The organism is Moraxella bovoculi (assembly GCF_000988745.2).
Classification (GTDB): Bacteria; Pseudomonadota; Gammaproteobacteria; order Pseudomonadales; family Moraxellaceae; genus Moraxella; species Moraxella bovoculi.
This window is the reverse complement of the sequence record NZ_CP011381.2, coordinates 1,678,063-1,691,585: the sequence shown is the minus strand read 5'-3', so window position 1 is coordinate 1,691,585 and position 13,523 is coordinate 1,678,063. Positions and strand designations below refer to the sequence as shown.

21 protein-coding genes are annotated in these 13,523 nt (G+C 43.5%); 18 read left to right on the top strand and 3 right to left on the bottom strand.

What is annotated here, in order from left to right; all coding sequences use genetic code 11:
* The first annotated feature begins 23 nt into the window (after positions 1-23).
* The 6 genes from AAX10_RS07785 (at position 24) to lysM (ending at position 4,056) form a co-directional block, all read left to right on the top strand.
* Positions 24-587: a YceD family protein gene (locus tag AAX10_RS07785; protein ID WP_046700312.1), complete on the top strand. Its 564-nt coding sequence runs from the start codon at positions 24-26 to the stop codon at positions 585-587.
* A 237-nt stretch (positions 588-824) separates the two neighbouring features.
* Positions 825-1,007 (top strand): 50S ribosomal protein L32, encoded by a 183-nt coding sequence (gene rpmF / locus AAX10_RS07780; protein ID WP_036364236.1) that lies wholly within the window; start codon positions 825-827, stop codon positions 1,005-1,007.
* Positions 1,008-1,196: 189 nt separating this feature from the next.
* The gene (gene fabD, locus AAX10_RS07775; protein ID WP_046700311.1) at positions 1,197-2,150 is read left to right on the top strand and encodes an ACP S-malonyltransferase; all 954 of its coding nucleotides are present in this window, start codon (positions 1,197-1,199) and stop codon (positions 2,148-2,150) included.
* On the top strand, positions 2,147-2,875 hold the full coding sequence (gene fabG, locus AAX10_RS07770) for a 3-oxoacyl-ACP reductase FabG (protein ID WP_046700310.1): 729 nt from the start codon (positions 2,147-2,149) through the stop codon (positions 2,873-2,875). Before fabD ends, fabG begins: the two co-directional genes overlap by 4 nt.
* A gap of 197 nt (positions 2,876-3,072) precedes the next feature.
* The gene (acpP, locus tag AAX10_RS07765) at positions 3,073-3,306 is read left to right on the top strand and encodes an acyl carrier protein (protein WP_036364227.1); all 234 of its coding nucleotides are present in this window, start codon (positions 3,073-3,075) and stop codon (positions 3,304-3,306) included.
* Between the two features lie 258 nt (positions 3,307-3,564).
* A complete protein-coding gene (gene lysM, locus AAX10_RS07760; protein ID WP_046700309.1) occupies positions 3,565-4,056 on the top strand; it encodes a peptidoglycan-binding protein LysM in 492 nt (163 codons plus the stop codon).
* Positions 4,057-4,122: 66 nt separating this feature from the next.
* Here lysM and AAX10_RS07755 read toward each other — a convergent pair whose 3' ends face one another.
* Positions 4,123-4,488, bottom strand: a complete 366-nt coding sequence (locus AAX10_RS07755) for a hypothetical protein (protein ID WP_046700308.1) — start codon at positions 4,486-4,488, stop codon at positions 4,123-4,125.
* On the opposite strand from AAX10_RS07755, the gene AAX10_RS10365 reads away from it, so the two are divergent.
* From AAX10_RS10365 to ilvC, 7 genes are all read left to right on the top strand, one after another.
* On the top strand, positions 4,487-4,648 hold the full coding sequence (locus tag AAX10_RS10365; RefSeq protein WP_226997760.1) for a hypothetical protein: 162 nt from the start codon (positions 4,487-4,489) through the stop codon (positions 4,646-4,648). The genes AAX10_RS07755 and AAX10_RS10365 overlap by 2 nt on opposite strands.
* Before the next feature lie 414 nt (positions 4,649-5,062).
* Positions 5,063-6,781, top strand: coding sequence for an acetolactate synthase 3 large subunit (locus AAX10_RS07750; protein WP_226997851.1), 1,719 nt, complete (start codon positions 5,063-5,065; stop codon positions 6,779-6,781).
* Positions 6,781-7,293 carry an acetolactate synthase small subunit gene (ilvN, locus tag AAX10_RS07745; RefSeq protein ID WP_036364209.1) on the top strand — a complete coding sequence of 171 codons (513 nt, stop codon included), beginning with the start codon at positions 6,781-6,783 and terminating at the stop codon, positions 7,291-7,293. Before AAX10_RS07750 ends, ilvN begins: the two co-directional genes overlap by 1 nt.
* Positions 7,293-7,577 carry a putative quinol monooxygenase gene (locus AAX10_RS07740; RefSeq protein WP_046698567.1) on the top strand — a complete coding sequence of 95 codons (285 nt, stop codon included), beginning with the start codon at positions 7,293-7,295 and terminating at the stop codon, positions 7,575-7,577. Before ilvN ends, AAX10_RS07740 begins: the two co-directional genes overlap by 1 nt.
* A 105-nt stretch (positions 7,578-7,682) precedes the next feature.
* The gene (locus AAX10_RS10115) at positions 7,683-7,850 is read left to right on the top strand and encodes a hypothetical protein (protein WP_158580348.1); all 168 of its coding nucleotides are present in this window, start codon (positions 7,683-7,685) and stop codon (positions 7,848-7,850) included.
* Between the two features lie 53 nt (positions 7,851-7,903).
* Positions 7,904-8,233 (top strand): type II toxin-antitoxin system VapC family toxin, encoded by a 330-nt coding sequence (locus AAX10_RS07730; protein WP_158580346.1) that lies wholly within the window; start codon positions 7,904-7,906, stop codon positions 8,231-8,233.
* A gap of 58 nt (positions 8,234-8,291) precedes the next feature.
* Positions 8,292-9,314: a ketol-acid reductoisomerase gene (ilvC, locus tag AAX10_RS07725; RefSeq protein WP_036364200.1), complete on the top strand. Its 1,023-nt coding sequence runs from the start codon at positions 8,292-8,294 to the stop codon at positions 9,312-9,314.
* A 124-nt stretch (positions 9,315-9,438) separates the two neighbouring features.
* Here the strand turns inward: ilvC and AAX10_RS07720 are convergent, their stop codons facing one another.
* Together AAX10_RS07720 and AAX10_RS07715 are read right to left on the bottom strand one after the other, a co-directional pair.
* On the bottom strand, positions 9,439-9,861 hold the full coding sequence (locus AAX10_RS07720; protein ID WP_046700306.1) for a surface-adhesin E family protein: 423 nt from the start codon (positions 9,859-9,861) through the stop codon (positions 9,439-9,441).
* A gap of 57 nt (positions 9,862-9,918) precedes the next feature.
* Positions 9,919-10,104, bottom strand: coding sequence for a hypothetical protein (locus AAX10_RS07715; protein WP_046700305.1), 186 nt, complete (start codon positions 10,102-10,104; stop codon positions 9,919-9,921).
* Positions 10,105-10,186: 82 nt separating this feature from the next.
* On the opposite strand from AAX10_RS07715, the gene AAX10_RS07710 reads away from it, so the two are divergent.
* From AAX10_RS07710 to AAX10_RS07690, 5 genes are all read left to right on the top strand, one after another.
* On the top strand, positions 10,187-10,441 hold the full coding sequence (locus tag AAX10_RS07710) for a helix-turn-helix domain-containing protein (protein WP_046700304.1): 255 nt from the start codon (positions 10,187-10,189) through the stop codon (positions 10,439-10,441).
* Positions 10,442-10,528: 87 nt separating this feature from the next.
* Positions 10,529-10,933 (top strand): hypothetical protein, encoded by a 405-nt coding sequence (locus tag AAX10_RS07705; RefSeq protein ID WP_046700303.1) that lies wholly within the window; start codon positions 10,529-10,531, stop codon positions 10,931-10,933.
* Between the two features lie 319 nt (positions 10,934-11,252).
* Positions 11,253-11,465 (top strand): cold-shock protein, encoded by a 213-nt coding sequence (locus AAX10_RS07700; RefSeq protein ID WP_036364195.1) that lies wholly within the window; start codon positions 11,253-11,255, stop codon positions 11,463-11,465.
* A gap of 244 nt (positions 11,466-11,709) precedes the next feature.
* Positions 11,710-12,459, top strand: coding sequence for an electron transfer flavoprotein subunit beta/FixA family protein (locus tag AAX10_RS07695; RefSeq protein WP_046698564.1), 750 nt, complete (start codon positions 11,710-11,712; stop codon positions 12,457-12,459).
* Positions 12,460-12,581: 122 nt separating this feature from the next.
* Positions 12,582-13,514: an electron transfer flavoprotein subunit alpha/FixB family protein gene (locus AAX10_RS07690; protein WP_046700302.1), complete on the top strand. Its 933-nt coding sequence runs from the start codon at positions 12,582-12,584 to the stop codon at positions 13,512-13,514.
* Positions 13,515-13,523: the final 9 nt, after the last annotated feature.

Sequence of the window (13,523 nt, the reverse complement as noted above, 5' to 3'; positions counted from 1 at the left end):
CCTAATATTAAAATAGGAAATCTATGATGACGCAATTAATCAATCAATCTAATCCCAGCCAAGAGCTGCCTGCCAATATTCTGCTTGAGAGATGGGCTGATATTGGTTTTTCTTGGTCTGGCGAGGTGGCTGTAGAGAGTTTCGAGCGACTTTCAAAAAATTTAATTCTACAAGAGCAAAACCAACAGGTCAAGAATCTTAATCTTAAAGTGAATCTGCAAAAAATAGACGGCACCCTTTGGCTGAACTATGAAGTTGCAGGTAAGCTTATTACCCCGTGTCAGCGATGTCTTGAACCGACGACCGTGGATGTCACAGGGGATTATCGATTGGCGATTTTATTCAATGAATCTCAGGCTGATCAAGTGCAGGACGCTGAATATGTGTTGGTTGATGAACTAAACCCTTCTGACTCTCGTAAAATACTGCCTATCAAGGATCTGCTAGAGGATGAGCTTTTGCTTGTGCTACCATTATCTCCACGCCATGACGACTGTGATATGCCAATTGAGATGGTAGAAGATGAAGAGGAGGTGGTCGATAACCCATTTGCAGCATTGGCTGCACTAAAAGGACAATTAAATTAACTTAATGTTTGATTGGTTTAGAAAAAGTTTTGTAATTTTTTATGTTTAGGCTTTGAAAAATCAAAAAGTTTTCGGTATAATACAGCGTTTATTGTGCTTAAGTTAGATGAGCAAGGCAAAAGGTGCTATGTCTTGGCTGTATTTTTACAATATCATCCTAAGCAAACCAATTTTCACTTTATTTTGGCGATCGGGACGATTATGATTGTCTTGATCTGACGAATTTTAGGAGCTATCATGGCAGTTCAACAAAACCGCAAAAGCCGTTCACGCCGCGACATGCGTCGTTCACACGACCGTATGGTAGTGAACACTCTAGGCATTGATTCTACTACTGGCGAAAAACATCTTCGCCACCACGCGACCAAAGACGGTTTTTACCGTGGTCGTCAGCTGTTCAAGGTAAGCCAAGACAGCTAATCGGTAGATAATACCAATAAGCCAAGCCGTGTTGTTTGTTCAATGCGCTTGGCTTTTTATTTTGTCAAGTTCACTAAGCTTGAGTTGCCAAAATTAGTAAACAAATTTTTATTTTTTATGTTAGAATGCACCTAATTTGGATTCATTATCCAATAAAATAAATAGTCGTAAACACAAAATAGGTATCGTATGACAGAGAATAATACCATGAAACGCGTTGCGGTAGTTTTCCCTGGTCAAGGTTCGCAAGCGGTTGGCATGATGAATGAGCTGGCAGAGCATTTTCCTATTGTAAAGTCAACCTTCGATGAGGTGAGTTCAGCGCTTGGATTTGACCTTTGGGAAATCACCCAGGATGAGTCACGCCTACATAAGACAGAATACACGCAGCCTGCGTTATTAGCGGCAAGTGTTGCGATTTGGCATATTGTTAAGGATAAATTAGGGGCTCAAGGCGTTAAGCCCGTATGTCTGGCCGGTCACTCATTGGGCGAATACAGTGCCTTGGTAGCAGGTGGTGTATTAAGCTTGGCGGATGCTGTTAAATTGGTTCACGAGCGTGGCAAATACATGACACAAGCGGTTGCAGGTATTGACACTCAAATGGCAGCCGTGCTCGGTCTTGATGATGAACAAGTGGCCAGCCTGTGTGAGGACGCAACTCAGAATGCTGGCATCGTGAACCCTGCTAACTTTAATAGCCCAGGTCAAGTGGTGATCGCAGGCACAGAAGTGGGTGTTAGGCATGTGTTGGCATCGGTTGAAAACCTAGGTAAAAAAGCCGTACCACTAAAAGTATCCGTGCCATCACATTGTCAGCTGATGAATCCTGCAACAGATAAGTTGGCAGCGCTACTGAGCGACACGGCATTCAAACAAGCAGAGATCCCTGTCATTCAGAACCGCCACGCTGTCGTTCATGATAACATTAATGACATTAAGACTTCATTGATTGAGCAGCTGTCTATGCCTGTTCAATGGGCTAAAACCATGCGAAAACTGGCTGATAAACATATCGATATTATCATCGAATGCGGTCCTGGTAATGTCCTATCAAATCTTGCCAAGCGCCAGGCCGAGCCAATCACAGCTCTGCCTACTGATAAATTGGCGCGCCTTGAGAAATTGGAGAATTTAGCATGAGCAGAAAGATTGTATTAGTAACGGGCGCTAGCCGAGGTATCGGCCGTGCCATCGCGCAAAAATTTGCAGCAGAAGGTCATTTTGTTATCGGCACAGCGACCAGTGAAAAGGGCGCTGAAGCTATCGAAGAATATTTAAGTGAAGCTGGTGGTATCGGCCGCGTGTTAGATGTTTGCGATGAAGAAGCGATCGATAACCTATTTGAAGAGATCGACAGTGTTTATGGTAGCGTCAATGTGCTTGTTAATAATGCCGGCATCACCAAAGACGGTCTTTTAATGCGCATGAAAAATGAAGACTGGTCCGATGTTATTGACACCAACCTAACTTCTATTTACCGTACCTCTCGTCGCGCCATTAAAGGCATGATGAAGGCTCGCTCTGGACGTATAATTAACATCACGTCGGTGGTAGGGCAGATGGGTAATGCTGGTCAGGCTAACTACGCTGCCAGTAAAGCGGGTGCTGAGGGCTTTACCCGCGCATTGGCTCGTGAGATCGGATCGCGTGGCGTGACTGTAAACTGCGTTGCACCTGGTTTTGTAGAGACCGACATGACCGAAGAGCTTGATGAGCGTTTAATCAATTCCATGCTAGACGCTGTTCCGCTAGGACGCATGGCGCAGCCTGAAGAGATCGCTGCGGCGGTGACTTTCTTGGCGAGCGACGAAGCCAGTTACATCACAGGCGAGGTGTTGGCTGTCAATGGCGGCATGTACATGTAATCACATATTTTTTTTATAAAATAATTGACAAATTTTTGATTTGTGATTATTATTTATCTTAAATTGTGTACAACTGTATTCATAAAACTTGCACTATCCGTGAAAATGTTTTATGATACGCTAAATTTCTGATAAATAGTTAAAATCAGTATGGTGCTGATAAGTAGCATTTATCCATCGATTTAAAGGAAATATCTATGAGCGATATCGAAGCTAAAGTAAAAGACGCAGTGGCTGAACAACTTGGTCTAAACGTTGCTGACATCAATAATGACGCGTCATTCATGGACGATTTAGGTGCAGATTCTCTAGACCTAGTTGAGCTTGTAATGGCATTTGAAAGCAACTTCGGCATCACTATCCCTGATGAAGATTCTGCTGAACTTACTACTGTTCAAAAAGCAATCGACTACGTGACTGCTAAGCTTTAATTGATTGACTAAGGTCAGATCATAGAACCACCCATTTTGGGTGGTTTTTTATTGCCATTAATTGATACTAAGTAGCAATCTAAACTACAATTGATAACAATTTCATAGCAAAACTTAGCGATTCTGCGGGTTAGTTTTTGGTAGGATGATCTTAATTAATGAGCGATTTTGTATTAAGCTCATTATGATTAGTTATCCAAATAATTTGCCCACTAAATGTTAAGTGTGGGGCAGTCAATAAACAAACAGGAGTCTATTATGGGTATTTTTAGTTTTGCCAAAGACATCGGCGATAAAATCTTTAATCGTAACAAGAAAGATACAGCGCCAGCACCAGCTGCAAACACAGCAGCACCAGCTGAGCCAACTGCACAAGAAATTGCAAACTTGCTATTGGCTCGCGTACAAGCTCAGAACGTTCAGATCAGCAATCTGTCAGTAAACTATAACAGCGATACGGACACCGTAACACTATCGGGTGCAGCCAAGACACAAGAAGATCGCGAGCGCGCACGCTTGGCGGTGGGTAATGTCCAACACGTTGAGACGGTTGTTGATAATATCACAGTAGAATCTCAAGAGTCTGAGTCTCGTTTCTACACCGTAAAATCAGGCGACAACCTATCAAAAATCGCCAAAGAAATGTATGGCAACGCCGATGACTACATGAAAATCTTCGATGCGAACAAGCCTATGCTTTCACATCCAGACAAAATCTATCCAGGTCAAGTATTGCGAATCCCTGCATAATCTTACCCAGATTGACTAAAAAGTTAGTTAAAAAGACCGTCATCATGCGGTCTTTTTTTTGCTGTTTTAGCTATTTTGGCAGTGGAGGTTGAGTGCATCTTGAGTTTGGTGAATGCGATGTCTAACTTCATCGGCGGTTAAGGCTTTTTGGGAGCCATCATCGGTAATTTCATGGACGTCGCCACCTGCGTTTAGCGTTGCTAGATTATCTCGCAGGATTTGGCATTGTTTTTGCCTTGTGGCGTCTATTGGTGGCGCTGCTGATTTTGGTTGATAAAAATTAAGAGCTGTGTGACTGCCTTGAGGTGGTAACTGGCTATAACGCGGCTCGCCATATTTACCGATACTTTGATAGACAGTGACAGCTTGAGCATTGGCTGATGCCATCATCAGCGCAATAGACGATAGGATGTAATGAAGGGATGTTCGCATGAGTGTCATCATTAGGATTTGGGGTATTGTAGCATTGATGCGATCAGAATGTTCGGATTTGACGGGTTATTTCATGGTTAAAGGTTGGCAAGATGATAAATTACAAAAAATCCGAACATATGTGCAAAATGGTCTTGGCAAAAGGTGGCTTTTGGGTTAATATAGTCGCGTAGTATTTTTGATAACTAATTTCGTATTTATTCGTACTTATCATAAAAATTAGTTATAAATGAATTTAAAGTCGGCGTGATTTTTATCGAAAATTGCGTTTGTCAGATTAAATTTAACAAATTACCGTTTGTTCATGCTGATCTGACATTGCTTTAGACTTATCGGTCTGCAAGACGAACATCATGTCAATACTCTTTTGTCTTTGTCGGTTCATACTTGCACCTGTCTTTTGTCTATAGCAACTTTATTGTGTTTGTTTAATTTACCCATCTGGTAAAAAGGATTGACAATGACAGAGCAAACCACCCAAGCCCCCAACATGACGGGCCATACTCAGACGGCAGACGCCGCTAAACATTTCCGTGAAAATCAAGAAAAACTTGCCCGTGGCGAAACTGTTGCCATGAGCGGGGCAGAACTGCTTGTACAAGCCTTAGTTGATGAAGGTGTGACCCATATCTTTGGCTATCCTGGCGGTGCGGTGCTGCATATCTATGATGCCCTATTTAAGCAAGACAAGATTGAGCATATCCTAGTTCGCCACGAGCAGGCGGCAGGACATATGGCGGACGCTTATAGCCGTGTTACAGGACGTACGGGTGTGGTACTAGCCACTTCAGGGCCTGGCGTTACTAATACCGTAACCGCCATTGCCACAGCGTTCATGGATTCCATTCCTATGGTGGTGCTGGCAGGACAGGTGCCAAGCACCTTGATTGGTGATGATGCATTCCAAGAGTGCGACATGATCGGTATCTCTCGCCCAGTGGTCAAGCACAGCTTTGTCGTGCGCAACCCAGCTGACATTCCTGAAATCATCAAAAAAGCTTTCTTTATCGCAAGCTCAGGCCGTCCTGGCCCTGTGGTGGTGGACATTCCTAAGGACATGACGAACCCTGCCGATAAATTTGACTATGTCATGCCAAGTGAGATTAACATTCGCTCATATCAGCCAACTTCCAAGGGGCATGGCGGCCAAATCAAAAAAGCTCTAGACGTACTACTTTCTGCCAAACGCCCAGTGCTATACTCAGGTGGTGGCGTGGTGCAAGGTGGTGCGTCTGATGAACTGCGCGAGCTTGCCAATTTGTTAAATCTGCCCGTAACCAATACACTCATGGGGCTTGGGGCATATCCTGCCACAGGCGAGCAGTTTGTGGGCATGCTGGGTATGCACGGCACTTATGAAGCCAACATGACCATGCACCATGCGGACGTTATCCTAGCGGTGGGGGCAAGGTTTGATGATCGAGTTACCAACAATGTCAAAAAATTCTGCCCGAACGCTACCATTATTCACATTGACATTGACCCAACGTCTATCTCAAAAACCATCAGTGCCCATATCCCTATCGTAGGTGATGTCAAGCCTGTCTTGACCGAAATGGTTGCGCTTATCAAGTCGAGTGATAAACGTTTAGACGAACACGCTCTTGCTGATTGGTGGACGCAAATAGGCGAATGGCGTAAGCGTCATGGTCTGCGCTACAGTGATGACACAGACGCCGACGTCCATGCGATCATGCCACAACGTGTCGTTGAAACACTGTGCAAATTGACACACGGTAAGGCGATTATCACCTCCGATGTTGGTCAGCACCAAATGTTCGCCGCTTTATATTATAAATATGACGAGCCGCGCCAATGGCTAAACTCTGGCGGACTTGGCACCATGGGCGTGGGCTTGCCTTATGCCATGGCGGCAAAACTTGCCTGTCCTGAAAAAACGGTGGTTTGTATTACGGGTGAGGGCTCCATTCAGATGAATATCCAGGAGCTATCAACGTGCTTTCAGTATAATTTGCCCGTTAAGATTTTGAATTTAAATAACGCCCAGCTCGGTATGGTCAAGCAATGGCAAGACATGCTGTACGAAGGTCGCCACGCCCAAAGCTATATGAAATCTTTGCCTGATTTTGTCAAACTTGCCGAAAGCTATGGGCATAAAGGCGTAAAAATCACCAATCCTGCCACCATGGAACAAGAGCTAAAAGAAGCCCTAGAACTGGACGGTTTGGTATTTATTGATGTATATGTGGACAGAAGTGAGCACGTCTATCCCATGCAAGTGGCAGGGCAGTCCATGCGTGATATGTGGTTATCAAAAGGGGAGCGTACCTAATGGCACAGTTACAAAAACATCTGATTTCGGTACTTATGGAAAACGAAGCAGGCTCGCTGTCTCGTGTGGTTGGGCTGTTTAGTCAGCGTGGCTACAACATTGATACGCTAAACGTTGCCGCCACCGAAGACCCCACGTTGTCACGACTTACCCTAACCACGATTACCACGGCTGATAAGATTGAGCAGATTACCAAACAACTGCATAAACTCATTGAAGTGGTTAAAGTCCAAAACTTATCGGAAGTCTCTGGCGGTAGTCAGATTGAGCGTGAGCTGATGCTTATCAAAGTGCGAGCGACAGGGGCATACCGTGAAGAAGTGTGCCGCACGGCGGACATATTCCGTGCCCAAATCGTGGACGTGTCGGCAAACCTTTACACCATTCTTATTACAGGCGATGCAGGCAAGCTAGACGGCTTTATTGAAGTCATTGGACGAGATAAAATCCTAGAAGTGGTACGTTCTGGCGTGATTGGTATTGCAAGGGGCGAGCGGACGCTTTCTTTGTGATGGCAAAAGTTGTCCTAAAAGGTCATATCATCATTCCTAAAACCAATCGGCAAGTTATGTTAGATGAACTTAAAAAACACATTGACTTAACACGTCAAGAAAGTGGTTGTTTGATATTTCAAATCACACAAGACAACAGCGATGCCGATAAGTTTTGGGTTTATGAAGAATTTGTGAATAAAGAAGCCTTCGACTTGCATCAAGCTCGTGTGCGTTTGTCAGATTGGGGGTGTGTTTCTTGTGGGGTACAGAGATATTATGAGCCTTTGATTGTTGTTGATTGATTTTGTGAGAAAAATACGATTGTAGAATTGGCAAGCCTACCACTTGCGGTGCAGACTTATATTTAAAATGAGCAAAAAGTACAGCTTGTTGTGCAAGGCGAACAGGTGTATTTAACGCCCTTACATCAATTTGCATCAAAGCCAAGAACCCCAGGTTTGCTTGCTCATTTGAACATTCATAGCGATGATGATTTTTGGTTTGAGCCAATGAGTGAAGAAGAATTGGCTTGGTGGAATGGCGATAAAACAGATAAATATGGCATTAGTTTATGAGATATTTGTTGGATGCGCACACGCTGGTTTGGTAGTGGATACAGCAAGATAGTTTGTCAAAAATTGCTTTACAAACCATTATTGGTCCATACAATCAAATTTTTGTTAGTCCTATTAACCTTTGGGAGATGAGCATTAAATACCATAAAGGTAAATGGGATGAAACAAAATTGGTAATTCGTGATTTTGAAAAATTGGTGCAGGTAAATGAGTTTGAAGTAATGCGTATTAAATTACAACACGCACGCCTAGCAGGACAATTTCAAGAAAGCCATGTCGACCATTTTGATAGAATGCTTGTTACTCAAGCAATGAGTGAAAATTTAACTTTGATTAGCAAAGACAGTAAATTAACCAAGTTTAATATAAATTTACTTTGGTAAATAATTCAACCCCCGCCCCTGATATTTATCTATGGGCATTATTTTAAGGAAAACTCGTATGAGCTTAAATATTTTTTATGACAAAGATTGTGATCTATCAATCATCCAAGGCAAAAAAGTTGCCATCATCGGTTACGGCTCACAAGGTCATGCCCACGCCCTAAACCTAAAAGACTCAGGCGTTGATGTAACTGTAGGCTTGCGTGCCGGCTCTGCATCTTGGAAAAAAGCTGAAAATTCGGGCCTAAAAGTCGCTGAAACTAGTGATGCGGTAAAAGGTGCTGATCTGGTAATGATCCTAACACCTGATGAATTCCAAAAGCAGCTATACGCAGAAGTGATCGAGCCAAACATTAAACAAGGCGCGACGCTTGCCTTCGCTCATGGTTTTGCCATCCACTACAACCAAGTTGTGCCACGTGCTGACCTTGATGTGATTATGGTTGCACCAAAAGCACCAGGCCATACTGTACGTTCTGAATTCGTGAATGGCGGCGGTATTCCTGATCTAATTGCTGTCTACCAAGACGCATCAGGTCAAGCTAAGCAAGTAGCGTTATCTTACGCATCAGGCGTGGGTGGCGGTCGCTCTGGCATCATCGAGACGACATTCAAAGACGAAACTGAAACTGACTTGTTCGGTGAGCAAGCCGTTCTATGTGGTGGTGCGGTTGAGCTTGTTAAAATGGGCTTTGAGACCCTAGTAGAAGCAGGCTATGCACCTGAGATGGCGTATTTTGAGTGCTTGCACGAGCTTAAGCTGATCGTTGATTTGATGTATCAAGGTGGCATCGCGGACATGAACTATTCAATTTCGAATAACGCTGAATACGGCGAATACGTGACTGGTCTTGAAGTGATCAATGATCAGTCCCGCGCGGCCATGCGTAACGCGCTAAAACGCATCCAATCTGGCGAATACGCGAAAATGTTCATCTCTGAAGGTCAGTTGAACTATCCATCAATGACCGCTCGTCGCCGTCAAACTGCTGAGCACGAAATCGAAAAAACTGGTGCAAAACTACGTGCCATGATGCCTTGGATTACCGAGAGCAAAATCATCGACAAAGAGAAAAACTAATCTCCTAAATCTAATAAAATAACCGCTCATTTGGGCGGTTATTTTATGTTTGATTGGTCTAAAAATCATGTAGTGTGAGGAGTAGGTCTAATCCACCATTTTAAGTGTTAAAATCTAGCATCAATCATTTTTTAGCCAAAGAGCAGACATGATTGAGGTGTATGTAATCAGGAGTATCGGGAATGATATGATTCCAAGTAGATGATGATTGGACTGAGATTTCAGTGTTAAAGCTACGGATTGGCTTGTCTTGATTGTAGACTGCTATATAACTCATTGATCGTTTTTGTTTTTGGCAGTCAAAATTCAGTAAGCTTAGCATATGTGTGTATCTGCCTCTGCCAAAACTGCTTTCTTGCTCATGATGATATTGTAGTTTACTCCATACACTAACATAAGTACCGCCATTTGTAAAACGATTGGTTTTGATGCTATCGTTATCAATATAAATAATAAATTCATCAGTTATAACCGTCTGTACCCAGTTGGTGGCATGGGCTTGCTGTAAGCACAGTCCAATGCCTAGCACGACAAATAACTTTTTCATTGAAACTCGTTAACTATGGTTTGATTGTGTACGGTTCGATTGCAATTTAGTCGTGATTTAATCATCTTTTGGGTACAGCCACCATGCCAATAAACCACCGATGACGCCAACAGGCAGACATACATAAAAGATGTAAACACCCACATATTGACCGAGCGAAATACAAAAAAGCAACACTGCCCATGCGATGCAAGCAATGATGGTAAAGAATTTGGCGAGTTTTAAACGAAGTGTTTTCCACATGACTAGTTGTCTAAAATATCCTAAAATGGGATTATCCTAAAACAGGATAATAATGTCAAGTCTTTTTATTAAAGGACTTTTCATGAAAACTATCTATCAGCCTGCTTACCAGACGCTCATACGCCATCTTGTAGATTTGAGAAAATCCAAAGAGCTAACCCAAGTTGCGCTTGCGAATATATTGCCAAAGCCGCAGTCTTATGTGGCAAAAATAGAAGGATGCGAGCGAAAATTAGATGTGCTTGAATTTGTGGCGTGGTGTCAAGCGTTGGGCGTGCAACCCAGTAATGTGATGACATTGATGGAATCTGATGACAAAAACCCTAACTTTCCTTAAGAATTCATGTAAAATACACTCCTGATAACAAAATGGTTCAAAAGCGATGTTAGATTTTGTGAGCGAGTATTGTGAAGTATGATAGGTATGTTTGATGAATTGAGTTTTGAGCGTATTTATATTCTAGCCAGTGCAATGATTGCGGTGCTGATATGGATAGAGGCAAGCTGGATGTTAAAAAATGCTGGAAAATTGCCACAATCAGCCCTATTTGCATGGATAAGCCTGATGACGACAGCATGGCTTGTGGTGTCTGGGCTTGCGCTGTTTTTCTTGGATTTTAACGGGCTTTCGATGAGCGTGCCTGTGGCTTATGGGATCTATTCATTGATGGGGTGGATTTATGGCGCACGTTTGATCTCTACTAAGGACATCGACGACCCAAAGGACATCATACTACCTGCAAATTATCTAAATTTTTGTCGTTCTTTTGCTCTTGTCTTTGCGTTACTGTGTGGCTTTGTGCTTGCCAAGCCATATTTACCCATTTAATTGCCTTGGTTACAAATAAATCTCCAACGTGCCAAAATAATCCCCCTTTTGTGGCTAAAGTCTGTTATACTGGCATCCATGGTATTTATGTACCAGTAGTAAGTTTTTGCAAGACGCCTCTGGGCGAGTGTTAAAACGACTTTGAAACTTGCGGACAAGTGGGTTTTAGGGCGTATTTGAACTATCTTTGAACGTTGTTTATTGTATTGGTTGAAATTTAGACGTCTTTTTACATTAAGACTTATTTTGCACGTTTTGGCAACATAAATATTTTAAACAGGCAATTTTGCCATTTTTTCGATCATACAGGAATTTTCCCATGTCAAACAAAGTTCAAGGCACTGTTAAGTGGTTCAACGAAGCTAAAGGTTTTGGTTTCATCGCTCAAGACAACGGCGGTCAAGACGTATTCGCTCACTACAGCGCAATCACCGGTTCTGGCTTCAAAACCTTAGCCGAAGGTCAAAAAGTATCTTTCATCTTAGGCGAAGGCAAAAAAGGTCCACAAGCTGAAGAAATCGAAGCGCTTTAATTCACAGAATTAAGCCTATGATTAAAAACACTGCTTATCCAGCGGTGTTTTTTATTGCCAAAACAAATAAGTGACTGACGATTCACAAAAATGATTTGACCCAATTGGGTGATTTTTCTGATAATCAAAATACCAAGAACACCAAAGTAATTGGTGCCAAGCCTTTATTTGCAAATTGATATTTACAAATCTGCCTGCAAATGATATAAAGAAGGGCGTATCCATAACAAATCACGGAGCTATCATGAAAGTATTAGTAGCGGTAAAGCGCGTTGTTGACCATAATGTAAAAGTTCGCGTTAAAGCGGATGAGTCGGGTGTGGAATTGACTAACGCCAAAATGAGTGTAAACCCATTTTGTGAAATCGCCATTGAAGAAGCGGTTCGTCTAAAAGAAAAAGGTGTGGCTACCGAGGTTGTGGCGGTATCTATCGGCACAGCACAAGCTGCAGAGCAGATCCGTTCGGCGTTGGCATTGGGTGCTGATCGCGGCATTCTGGTAGAGACTGATGAGAGACCTTATCCGCTACAAGTCGCCAAGATTCTAAAAGGCGTGGCTGAAGCAGAGGGTGCGCAGCTGATTCTACTGGGTAAGCAAGCCATCGATGATGACAATAACCAAACAGGTCAAATGCTATCGGCGCTAATGAATGCCTCACAAGGTACGTTCGCGTCCGAAGTTGTGGTGAGCGGCGATAAAGTACAAGTAACCCGTGAGATTGATGGTGGCTTGCAGACGGTTGAATTGGCACTGCCTGCAATCATCACGACTGACTTACGTCTGAACGAGCCTCGTTTTCCGAAACTACCCAACATCATGGCAGCTAAGAAGAAGCCATTGGACAATAAGACGCCAGCTGATTTTGGCGTGGACATGACGTCCAAGCTAACTACACTGAAAGTCAAAGTGCCAGCTGAGCGTGGTGCGGGCGTAAAAGTGGGTAGCGTTGATGAGCTGATCGATAAACTTCGTAACGAAGCGAAAGTAATCTAATGCCAAAGCATGGCTTGTGCATCTAAGCTCTGATAAATTAACCATCTTAATTGTCAGAGTCTCACAAGTCAGCAATCAACTTTGATAAAATTGTATTATAAAATTGCTAAAAGGATAAAACCATGACCGTACTAGTTTATGCTGAACATGATAATACCGAATTAAAATCTGCTACTTTATCAACCATTACTGCCGCTACCAAGATTGATAGTGATGTGCATGTATTGGTGGCAGGCGCCAATGCCCAAGCTGTCGCGGACAGCGCAGCTCAAGTGGCAGGCGTGAGCAAAGTTTTGCTTGCTGATAATGCTGCCTTTGCCAATCAATTGGCAGAGAACGTTGCGCCATTGGTTGTTGAGTTGGCGGGTGGCTATACACACATCATCGCCCCTGCAACTACGACAGGCAAGAATTTCTTGCCACGTGTGGCAGCGCTATTAGATGTTAGCATGGTATCTGACATCACGGCTGTGATCGATGCGAAGACCTTTGAGCGTCCGATTTACGCAGGTAATGCGATCGCAACTGTGCAGACTTCTGAAGATAAAGTTGTGCTTAGCGTGCGTGGCACTGCTTTTGATGCAGCGGCAGCGACTGGCGGCAGTGCAGCGGTTCAGAGCGTGAGCGCAGGTAGCGATGCGGGCAAATCAACCTTTGTTAAAGAAGAGCTGGCTAAGTCTGACCGTCCAGAGCTGACTTCTGCTAATATCGTCGTCTCTGGTGGTCGTGCATTGGCAAGTGGTGAGAATTTTACCAAATACATCGAACCTTTGGCGGACAAGCTGGGTGCAGCGGTCGGTGCTAGCCGTGCAGCTGTGGATGCAGGCTTCGTACCAAATGATCTACAAGTTGGTCAGACTGGTAAAATCGTCGCGCCAAGCTTATATATCGCAGCGGGTATCTCAGGTGCGATTCAACATCTGGCAGGCATGAAAGACTCTAAGACCATCGTTGCTATTAATAACGACCCAGAAGCGCCAATCGCTCAAGTGGCAGATTATTTCCTAGAAGCGGACATCTTCACGGCATTGCCAGAGCTGACTGCAAAACTATAATGGACATTG

What these genes read in the sequence shown, in the direction of transcription:
- AAX10_RS07785 (WP_046700312.1), top strand. Translation starts at nt 24, where the DNA reads ATGATGACGCAATTAATCAATCAATCTAATCCCAGCCAAGAGCTGCCT.
- rpmF (WP_036364236.1), top strand. Translation starts at nt 825, where the DNA reads ATGGCAGTTCAACAAAACCGCAAAAGCCGTTCACGCCGCGACATGCGT.
- fabD (WP_046700311.1), top strand. Translation starts at nt 1,197, where the DNA reads ATGACAGAGAATAATACCATGAAACGCGTTGCGGTAGTTTTCCCTGGT.
- fabG (WP_046700310.1), top strand. Translation starts at nt 2,147, where the DNA reads ATGAGCAGAAAGATTGTATTAGTAACGGGCGCTAGCCGAGGTATCGGC.
- acpP (WP_036364227.1), top strand. Translation starts at nt 3,073, where the DNA reads ATGAGCGATATCGAAGCTAAAGTAAAAGACGCAGTGGCTGAACAACTT.
- lysM (WP_046700309.1), top strand. Translation starts at nt 3,565, where the DNA reads ATGGGTATTTTTAGTTTTGCCAAAGACATCGGCGATAAAATCTTTAAT.
- AAX10_RS10365 (WP_226997760.1), top strand. Translation starts at nt 4,487, where the DNA reads ATGAGTGTCATCATTAGGATTTGGGGTATTGTAGCATTGATGCGATCA.
- AAX10_RS07755 (WP_046700308.1), bottom strand. Translation starts at nt 4,488, where the DNA reads ATGCGAACATCCCTTCATTACATCCTATCGTCTATTGCGCTGATGATG.
- AAX10_RS07750 (WP_226997851.1), top strand. Translation starts at nt 5,063, where the DNA reads ATGAGCGGGGCAGAACTGCTTGTACAAGCCTTAGTTGATGAAGGTGTG.
- ilvN (WP_036364209.1), top strand. Translation starts at nt 6,781, where the DNA reads ATGGCACAGTTACAAAAACATCTGATTTCGGTACTTATGGAAAACGAA.
- AAX10_RS07740 (WP_046698567.1), top strand. Translation starts at nt 7,293, where the DNA reads ATGGCAAAAGTTGTCCTAAAAGGTCATATCATCATTCCTAAAACCAAT.
- ilvC (WP_036364200.1), top strand. Translation starts at nt 8,292, where the DNA reads ATGAGCTTAAATATTTTTTATGACAAAGATTGTGATCTATCAATCATC.
- AAX10_RS07720 (WP_046700306.1), bottom strand. Translation starts at nt 9,861, where the DNA reads ATGAAAAAGTTATTTGTCGTGCTAGGCATTGGACTGTGCTTACAGCAA.
- AAX10_RS07715 (WP_046700305.1), bottom strand. Translation starts at nt 10,104, where the DNA reads ATGTGGAAAACACTTCGTTTAAAACTCGCCAAATTCTTTACCATCATT.
- AAX10_RS07710 (WP_046700304.1), top strand. Translation starts at nt 10,187, where the DNA reads ATGAAAACTATCTATCAGCCTGCTTACCAGACGCTCATACGCCATCTT.
- AAX10_RS07705 (WP_046700303.1), top strand. Translation starts at nt 10,529, where the DNA reads ATGTTTGATGAATTGAGTTTTGAGCGTATTTATATTCTAGCCAGTGCA.
- AAX10_RS07700 (WP_036364195.1), top strand. Translation starts at nt 11,253, where the DNA reads ATGTCAAACAAAGTTCAAGGCACTGTTAAGTGGTTCAACGAAGCTAAA.
- AAX10_RS07695 (WP_046698564.1), top strand. Translation starts at nt 11,710, where the DNA reads ATGAAAGTATTAGTAGCGGTAAAGCGCGTTGTTGACCATAATGTAAAA.
- AAX10_RS07690 (WP_046700302.1), top strand. Translation starts at nt 12,582, where the DNA reads ATGACCGTACTAGTTTATGCTGAACATGATAATACCGAATTAAAATCT.